Here is a 2061-nt window from a genome sequence, read left to right as displayed (position 1 = left end):
CCCATCCGCATATCTCACACACCACTGGATACAGCCACCGCTCCACGCTCATCAGGCGCTTCGCACAGATTCACCCCGACGAGCCGAAGTCAGTAGTGGTCGACCCCGGAAGTCCCTCGGGGGTGAGGTGAGGTCAGATCATTTGTGGGTCCTGGATCAGAGATTCGGGGGCGGTGTCTGTAGCGACTTCGGTGACCCCGGAGAAGCAAGGACATCTGGCTCCAGCTGGCGAGCAAGGTGTCAGGCCCTCCGCGCCGATCCGGAACCTCGCACGATCGGGGCTGCCCCGACGCCCTCACTCCTTCCCGCCACTGTCACCCCAAAGAGCGCCGAGCCCAGAACAAGACATGGCCGCTGTCGCCCTCGGGCACGAACTCTTCGTGAACCACGTCGAGGCCGGCCCGCACGAGCCATGAGCGGTTCGTCGCGGCATCCGCGTGACTCCACCACATCGCCGCCCCGCCACCGAGCCAATTCTCATCGGTCCCGGTCCAGGCTCGATGCCCGGTGGTGGCCAGAAACCAGCCCCCGGGCCGCAGCCAGGAAGCGATCCGACTCAGCAGGGCAGGCTGTTCCTCCACCGGAATATGGATCAGGGCATACAGACAGACCACGGCGTCGAAGCTCTCTTCGGGGAACTCCAAGGTCGTGGCGTCAGCCCGGATGAAGTCGGCGCCCGGCACGAGTTCCCGCGCCCTGCGGATCTGGACCTCACTGATGTCGACGCCCGTCACGCGGTGACCAGCCGTGATCAAGGACCGGGCCGCGGGGACACCGGTGCCACACCCGATGTCCAAGACGGTGCCTACCTCCGGCAGCCGGCCGAGCAACTCCTCGATCCACGATCCGTACTTCGTCTCGCTGCCGAATGCCCGCTCATAGTGCTCCGAGAGCAGGTCATACCCTCGCCGGACCACCTCTTTGGGATCTTCAACGTCCACGCGGCGCACGCTAACGGCGCATCGCCGAGAACGCGACTCCTTTTCGGCTCAGGTCCGGCTGCCAGAGCTGCCACCCTCGCGAGTGACCGCCGAGGTCGGGTAGCCCGAGAGAGTGGCTCCCTCGGGCTACCTGACCATCCACTTCTGCTGATCGGCCTGCCCGCGATGCCCGCCTGCCCGATAGCCCCGACCGCCGCCGAACGCGCGCGGTTGAAGAAGGCCGCCTACGGCCACAAGACCGAGCACCGACTGCGGGTACGCGCCCAGGTCGTGCTGCATGCGGCGCGCGGTCGCTCCAACGCGCACATCGCCCGGGAGACGGGGCTGCATCTGGACACGGTGCGCAAGTGGCGGGGCCGATTCGCCGAGCTGGGCCTTGCCAGCCTGGCCGATCGGTAGCTGCAACACGAGGTGCAATACGCCGCAACGCACCAAGCGAAGTTGGGAAGCACTGGCGCAAGCGGCGTGCCGAGGCCGACGATCGATCGGCGGCCTCGTGGATCCGCGCTGTCGAGCACGAGTTCAACCGGACGGCGTGACCGGGGACCACATGCCGAGCCACTGCTCGGCGCCCCAGGCCTCGAACCGCTCTACCTCAGTGAACCCCAGCTTCGCCGCGAGACGCATCGAGCCGACGTTGGCGGTCTGGGTGGTGAGCACCACCGGCTCGCCGGGAAGCGCGCTGGCGAGCCAGCCGAGTGCCGCCGCGCACGCCTCGGCGGCGTACCCGAACCCCCACGCCCGCGGCAGGAACAGGTAGCCGAGATCGGCCTTCCCCGCGGCAGCCGGGCGACGGTGCCCCGTTGCTCTCCTGAGTAGGATCTGGCCGATCATCGACCCGTCGAGATCAACGACGAAGCTCCCAGGCCACCGCTCGGGCGCCCCGGGCATCTCGCGCACAAGCTCGTCACGCGGCCGGGGGCCGCCGAGGTAAGTGTGCACCTCTGGCGAGGCGAGCAGCTCGATGAACGCCGCACGGTCCCGGGCCTCGGGCTCACGGAGCACGAGCCTCTCGGTCCTGATCGGCTCAGAAGCCGTTATCAATCCGGGCGTGATCGTGTGATTCCCGCTGGTCAGGCATGACGCGGAGGGGTGTGCGGGCAGTATTGGCGCGTCGTGT

At 67.8% G+C, this 2061-nt stretch carries 3 protein-coding genes; 1 reads left to right on the top strand and 2 read right to left on the bottom strand.

What is annotated here, in order from left to right:
* Positions 1-314: 314 nt before the first annotated feature.
* Positions 315-941, bottom strand: a complete 627-nt coding sequence (locus ACWC9T_RS41680) for a class I SAM-dependent methyltransferase (protein WP_449826229.1) — start codon at positions 939-941, stop codon at positions 315-317.
* Positions 942-1151: 210 nt separating this feature from the next.
* On the opposite strand from ACWC9T_RS41680, the gene ACWC9T_RS41675 reads away from it, so the two are divergent.
* Entirely contained in the window at positions 1152-1340 is a 189-nt protein-coding gene (locus tag ACWC9T_RS41675) for a helix-turn-helix domain-containing protein (RefSeq protein WP_449826228.1), read from the top strand.
* 123 nt (positions 1341-1463) lie between these two features.
* On the opposite strand, the gene ACWC9T_RS41670 is transcribed toward ACWC9T_RS41675, so the two are convergent.
* Complete coding sequence (locus ACWC9T_RS41670; protein ID WP_449826230.1) at positions 1464-1997, bottom strand: GNAT family N-acetyltransferase; 534 nt, start codon at positions 1995-1997, stop codon at positions 1464-1466.
* Positions 1998-2061 lie beyond the last annotated feature (64 nt).

The organism is Kitasatospora sp. NPDC001159 (assembly GCF_053598235.1).
Note: the sequence above shows the minus strand (reverse complement) of the source record. Positions and strands in the feature narration are given on the sequence as shown.